This window comes from Arthrobacter sp. (assembly GCF_030540645.1).
In the GTDB taxonomy this organism is placed as follows: Bacteria; Actinomycetota; Actinomycetes; order Actinomycetales; family Micrococcaceae; genus Specibacter.
On the sequence record NZ_JAUNVV010000111.1, the window covers coordinates 2,603 to 8,650 of the forward strand.

The window sequence follows — 6,048 nt, forward strand, 5'->3', positions numbered from 1 at the left end:
CCAGCAACGTCGGTGGCGCTGACGGAAGCTACCACGCCGTGCTCAGCCAGCTGCTCGGCTGTCACCGTGATTCGCCCCGCTACGACAACTACGGGAATGCCACGCGCGTGGGCGGCGTCAGCCACCCCGAGGGGGCCCTTGCCGGACAGCGACTGCACATCGAGTGAGCCTTCGCCGGTGATGACGAGGTCCGCGTCGTCCAAGTGGGTTTCCAGATCGATCAGTGCGGCCACAAGATCAAAACCACGCTCAACGGAGGCATCGGCACAGGCCACAAACATTGACGGGAAACCGCCCGCAGCTCCTGCACCCGGAATGTTGATGTCGATCCCCATCGATTCCTGCACCACTGCCGCAAGATTGCGGAGGCCGGCGTCGAGCAACTCGACAGCCTCGGCATCGGCGCCCTTCTGCGGGCCGAACACGTGTGCGGCACCATACGGCCCATGGAGCACGTTGTCCACATCAACTGCCATGCGAACTTTCACGCCCGCCAGTCGTGGGTCCAGGCCGGTGACGTCCACGGACACCACATCCACCAGGGATCCACCACCCAGCGGGACAAGGTTGCCTTGGGCGTCGAGCAGCTTGAGCCCCAGCGCACGCAAGGCACCCGTTCCGCCGTCGGTCATGGCGGATCCACCCAAGCCGATAATGATTTCCACTGCGCCGGCGTCCAGCGCAGCAGCCACCAATTGGCCCGAGCCATAGGAGTGTGCCCGTAGGGAATTCTCCACCGTGGGTTCACTGAGCAGGTATCCGCTGGCCTGGGCGGTTTCAATGACAGCCACTTTGCTGTCTTCGTTGAACCCCCAAACGGCACCAACGGGCTTGAGGATGGGGCCGACCACCGAGTCCAGCCGCTCTGAAAAACCAGCAACCACGGCGGCCTCCACCGTTCCCTCGCCGCCATCGGCAATGGGGAGGGCTGTCACCACGGCATCGGGATAAACCCGCAAGGCACCCTCTGCCATGGCAGCAGCGGCCTCCTGACCGGTCAGGGTTCCCTTGAATTTATCGGGGGCTATCAAGATTCGCATAAGTCCATCCTGCCATTGCACGCCGATTGGGATGAATCATTACGCCCAATAGCCTCGTTGTCGCATCACGTCGGCCAAGATATCTGCCCTGTCAGTCATGATCCCGTCTACGCCAAGATCGAATAATTCATGCATTTGTGCGGGATCGTCAATGGTCCACACATGGACTTTCAGCCCCAGGCCATGTGCGCGGCGCACCGTGGCCGCAGTGACAAGGGCCAGGCCCTTGAAGCTGACCGGAATCTGCAACACATCCACGGTGTGCATCAGGGACCGCACAAACCCATTGGGCAGCCACGGGCTGAGCAGAAAATAAGTCACCAACAGCCATTGCCCCGGTGAGCTCGCAACCGGCTGGCTCAACCCTGCCAACACACGACGGCGGCGTTTTTCCGAGAAGGAAGCAATGCAAACGCGCTCGTGCAGGCCCAGTTCCTCGATGGCGGCCACCAAGGGCCGCACAGAACCGGCGTCCTTCACATCAATGTTGAAGCTCGTTGTGGGCAGCGCAGTAAAGAACTCGTTAAGTGTGACAATGGGCTCTCGGCCTCCGATGCGTGCTGTGCGCACAACGGAGTATGGCAGTTCAGCGATGATGCCATTCTGATCCGTGGTGCGGCCCAACGTGGGGTCATGGCAGACCATGGCGACCCCGTCGGCCGTAGCGTTGATGTCCGTTTCAACATACTGAAACCCCAACTCACAGGCCGCTTTGAAGGCAACCAGGGAGTTTTCCAAACCAACTTGGGAAAACCCCCTGTGTGCGATGGCCAGCGGGACATCAGCAGCCAGGTATGGCTTGGCGGCTTTGGGTACAGGTGCCGACGCCCTTGACGGTTTGGCACTCATGCCAGGTTCAGCGCTGCCAGACGGGATTCGATGACTTGGGCAACGCCGTCGGCCTCGAATCTTGGCGCCCGCAACGCAGCGGCTGCCAGCGCCTCGGGGTGGCCACTGGCCATGGCGTAACCCGCCCCGGCCCAGCCCAGCATTTCAATGTCATTGGGCATGTCCCCAAAAGCCACAACATCGGCGGCGTCGATCCCCCGTGCCGCGGCGTACTGTGCCAGCGTGACAGCCTTGTTCACCCCATACGGGCCCATCTCCAGCAGGGCCAGATCAGGCGCCGAATGAGTCACGCCAATCAGCGAGCCCACACTGGGGCCAACCAGCTGAAGGAATTCATCGGCATTTCCGGAGTGCAGCACGGCAAGCATCTTCACGATCCCACCGTCAGCCATGTCGGGAGTCAGCACGGCGGGCACAACGTCTGCGGCGCCCGCTGGGGCATGCGAGCCAAAGAATCCTCTTTCCACGTGGAAGCCGGTGAGCGACTCCAGCGCGAAGTACGGCTCCGGGGCCAGTTCGCAGATGATGTGCCGGACCTCGTGAACGGTCTCCCAGCTCAGTACATGGGAATCGAGCACCTTTTCGTGCCCAAGGTCGTAGCTCACGGCACCGTTGGAGCAAATCACGGTGCCCTGGTGGCCGATTTGCTCACGGATGGGATCCAGCCAGCGGGGCGGGCGTCCAGTCACAAACACAACGTCGATGCCTGCTTCCGCGGCAGCGGCAAAGGCTTCCACGGTGCGGGTGCTGATTTTTCCATCGTGGCCCAGAATGGTTCCGTCAATGTCACTGGCAATTAAACGCATACTCAAGGCTATCCAACTTCGCACTGATGTGGGTTGAAGCCGCCACTGGCCAGCCCTGCCGCGCCCAGCCCGCGAAACAGCTGTTGCTCAGCAGCGGTCCCGCGGCTCAGGGGCAGGCATGCAGGCCAGAGGCGGGCCTTGCAGGGTTCCGCGAAGGTCTGGGCGGTCTCTTTGGTTGCTAAACCTCGTACAAGCCCGTCAAACGAGCCCTGGCGAGTGCATGGAAGTGCAGGTTGAAGCCGAGGGTGGCCACGCTCGCATCAGCGGACAGTCCCAAGGACTCCACATCCACGGCATGCACCACCACCATGTACCTGTGCGGACCGTGCCCGGCCGGAGGTGCCGATCCCATGTAGCCGGGGAGCCCGCCGTCGTTCTTCAAGACCAGGGCCACATCAGGCAGAGCCAAGTCCCCGGCAGCGCCAAGGGTTCCGGCCCCCTCGGCCAGCGACGTCACCGAAGCAGGCAGGTCAGCCAGCGCCCAATGCCAATACCCACTGGCGGTGGGAGCATCCGGGTCAAACATTGTCACGGCGAAGCTGCGTGTCGCGGCAGGGAACCCGCTCCACGAGAGCTGGGGCGAGCGGTCCAGTCCGCCCGGATGGGCGTCCGCGTTAACCTGGGCCGGCGCGAACACAGCCCCGTCAGCGAACGACTCGCTGGTCAGCTCAAACTCGGGGACGGGCTTTAGAAACGAATAGGGGTCGTAGTCAAACATTGCACGGCCTTTCACTGGGTCTCACTTGGTCTGTCCTGTCAATGCATCGGCAGTCTCGCGGTTTCAGTCCTGCAAATCTGCGCGGGTGGGCGGATTGGCTCCGGCACGGGACACCGTGATCGCCGCTGCCTTGGCTGCGTAGCCAATCACGTCCGCCAACATTGAGGTGCTCATGGCGCGCAGGTCGGTGCGGCGCTGAGCGCCATCCAGTTCCCTGTCCACCAGAGCCGAGAGCAATGCCGCCATGAAGGAATCCCCCGCACCCACCGTGTCCGCGACGTCAACCAGTGGCGCGGCACAGGATATTTCGCCAGCGGCACATACAGCCCACGGCCCTGCACTCCCCTGTGTCACAACTACGACGGCGGGGCCTTCCGCGCCGCCGAGGGCAAGCCACTTGCGGGCCGATTCCTTCGGGTCCACACCGGGATAGAGCCATTCAAGATCCTCATCCGAGGCCTTGACGACGTCGGAGAGAGCAACAAACCTTTCCGCCTGGGCCCGCGCATGATCAACGTTGGTGATGATGCTGGGACGGCAGTTGGGGTCATAGCTGATGGTGGCGCGGGGGTGCGCGTCAATGACCGCGTCCAGGACCTGCTCGGCACCGGGGTCCATCATGGTGGCAATGGAGCCGGTGTGCAGAAGGGTGGTGGCCGCGACCATGAAGTTGACCGCGCCGTCAGCTGGACGAAGGTCGGGCAGGGACCAGCTCAGAGCGAACTCGTAACTGGCAGCACCGTCGGAATCCAGCACTGCCCGGGCCACGGAGGTTGGCTGCGAATCCGGTGGAAGTGGCACCATGACGTCGTTGCTGCGCAGGTGCCCGGCCACCATGTCGCCATAGGCGTCCCGACCAAATCTCCCGAGGAACTGCACGGGGTGCCCCAGTCGCGCCAACCCCACTGCGACATTCATGGGGCTGCCGCCCACGTGGGGGACGGGATCCTTGCCTGGAAGCACGACTTCATCAACCAGGGCTTCACCAATAACAGTCAGCATGGCTCCAGCCTACGGTGCGACAGCGCGAGAAACCCGCCGGCGTCGCGCGTGAAGCGTTGCGCCTGGAGCACCCAAGGGTCCCGGCTACGTCGAGGAAACATCTGATTGTGTCATTTTCGAAGAAAAGCTATCTTTTTGTGACATTCGACGCCTATGATCAATCACGTTATCCATATTATTAACACCAATTACACACCTTTCAGCACTTTTTCAGGTAAAGAACGGTCCACAGTGCTCGTGCGCAATCGCGGGAACATATCAGTCGAGGGGTTCCACGTTCATGACGAATATCTGGCCAAAAGCGACCATGGTGGACCCCGTCAGTATCCCTTTGCCGCGCAGGACTGGGCTGACATCACCTCTGGCCAGCACGCAGGGTCCCATATTCTATCTGGAATCCGTTGTATTTCCGCCATTTGCAACAGCCCTCAGCCCCGAATCCTGTGCTGACCTCGTCGAAATAAGTGCTTAGAAACTTGCTGTTCCCGGCGCTGCGACTCGCTTGAGCGCTGCTCGGGCGTTTAGGCTCAAGCACATGGGTACTAACTGGGATCGACTCGATGAATCGCTAAGGCCCTCAGTCAGCGCTTCTGTCGCAGACTATGAGCGAACACTTCCGGCATTGGAAAAGGTCACAGCGGAACTTGAATCACTTGTCCGCAAGGTGCTGACCGAGGCCGATGACAAGCCACTGTTCGTCACGAGCCGCACCAAGTCCGTGGAGTCTTTCAGGGAGAAGGCGTCCCGGATGGTTGCCGAGCCGGATGCGGCCCCGGCACTGCAATTTCCGGAACCGTTACGCAACCTCACCGATATGATCGGCGTGCGGGTCATCACGACACTGCCGGGAGAAAATGCCCAAGCAGCCAACCTGATCAAACGGCAACGGAGTATTTTTGACTGCCGCGGCGACACAGAGAAAGACATTGGCTCCATCGAATCCGGCACGTACGGGTATTCCAGCCGGCACTTGATCCTGCGCACCATCCAAAATGATGTTGTGCGCAGCTACCAGGAACTTCTTGACCCTGAAGCCAAGACCAATGGGAGCTACTTTTTTGAGTGCCAGATCCGTACCATTTTCGCCCACGCCTGGAGCGAGATTGAGCATGACATTCGGTTCAAGTCCCAGGACCCGCGCGCTTGGAGCCCGTACTTTGACCGCCAATTCACGGCCACGGCGGCCATGTTGGAGACGGTGGAGTCCGCCTTTTCTGAACTCCATGACAGGTATGAGACCGTCACCAGCTATTGGGATGAGGACGGCGAAGGGAATGTTTCCCTGACCCCCAACCGGATCAAGGCTGTCTGGCAGACCTTATTGCCGCACGTTGATAGGAAGGCCGACGACGATTGGGGCTGGGCAGCGGAACTTGTCGCCGCGCACGGGCTGGGAAAGACTGTGGATCTTGCTGCGCTGCTGCAACCGAAGATCATCTCCAACGTGCGAAAGGCACTGGATCACAGGTATTCCCCTGGCCCGGACAGGTTGCTCGATGACCTGCTGTTGTGGCAGTTCGGTCAGAGCCACATTGATTTGACCGCTGAGGACGCGGCCGCGGAGCAAACGCCACGCCGCGACAGCCTCATCCGCCGGCATCAGCAAATGCAGCGCTACCGCAAGGCGCAGGGA

General features: G+C 61.2%; 6 protein-coding genes. 1 reads left to right on the forward strand and 5 read right to left on the reverse strand.

Features of this window, described 5'->3' with window-relative positions:
• The 5 genes from Q4P21_RS15110 to Q4P21_RS15130 form a co-directional block, all read right to left on the reverse strand.
• The coding region (locus Q4P21_RS15110; protein WP_303389553.1) for a glycerate kinase at positions 1-1,040 on the reverse strand (1,040 nt) is incomplete at its 3' end.
• Between the two features lie 39 nt (positions 1,041-1,079).
• Entirely contained in the window at positions 1,080-1,889 is an 810-nt protein-coding gene (locus Q4P21_RS15115; RefSeq protein ID WP_303389554.1) for a glycerophosphodiester phosphodiesterase, read from the reverse strand.
• Positions 1,886-2,695 carry an HAD family hydrolase gene (locus Q4P21_RS15120; protein WP_303389558.1) on the reverse strand — a complete coding sequence of 270 codons (810 nt, stop codon included), beginning with the start codon at positions 2,693-2,695 and terminating at the stop codon, positions 1,886-1,888. The genes Q4P21_RS15115 and Q4P21_RS15120 overlap by 4 nt, the downstream gene beginning before the upstream one ends.
• Positions 2,696-2,873: 178 nt before the next feature.
• Complete coding sequence (locus Q4P21_RS15125) at positions 2,874-3,413, reverse strand: YbhB/YbcL family Raf kinase inhibitor-like protein (protein WP_303389555.1); 540 nt, start codon at positions 3,411-3,413, stop codon at positions 2,874-2,876.
• 63 nt (positions 3,414-3,476) lie between these two features.
• Complete coding sequence (locus tag Q4P21_RS15130; RefSeq protein ID WP_303389556.1) at positions 3,477-4,415, reverse strand: carbohydrate kinase; 939 nt, start codon at positions 4,413-4,415, stop codon at positions 3,477-3,479.
• Positions 4,416-4,950: 535 nt separating this feature from the next.
• Here Q4P21_RS15130 and Q4P21_RS15135 point away from each other — a divergent pair.
• The coding region (locus Q4P21_RS15135) for a GTP pyrophosphokinase family protein (protein ID WP_303389557.1) at positions 4,951-6,048 on the forward strand (1,098 nt) is incomplete at its 3' end.

Coding starts and splice junctions, on each gene's coding strand:
- Q4P21_RS15115 (WP_303389554.1), bottom strand. CDS start 1,889: ATGAGTGCCAAACCGTCAAGGGCGTCGGCACCTGTACCCAAAGCCGCC.
- Q4P21_RS15120 (WP_303389558.1), bottom strand. CDS start 2,695: ATGCGTTTAATTGCCAGTGACATTGACGGAACCATTCTGGGCCACGAT.
- Q4P21_RS15125 (WP_303389555.1), bottom strand. CDS start 3,413: ATGTTTGACTACGACCCCTATTCGTTTCTAAAGCCCGTCCCCGAGTTT.
- Q4P21_RS15130 (WP_303389556.1), bottom strand. CDS start 4,415: ATGCTGACTGTTATTGGTGAAGCCCTGGTTGATGAAGTCGTGCTTCCA.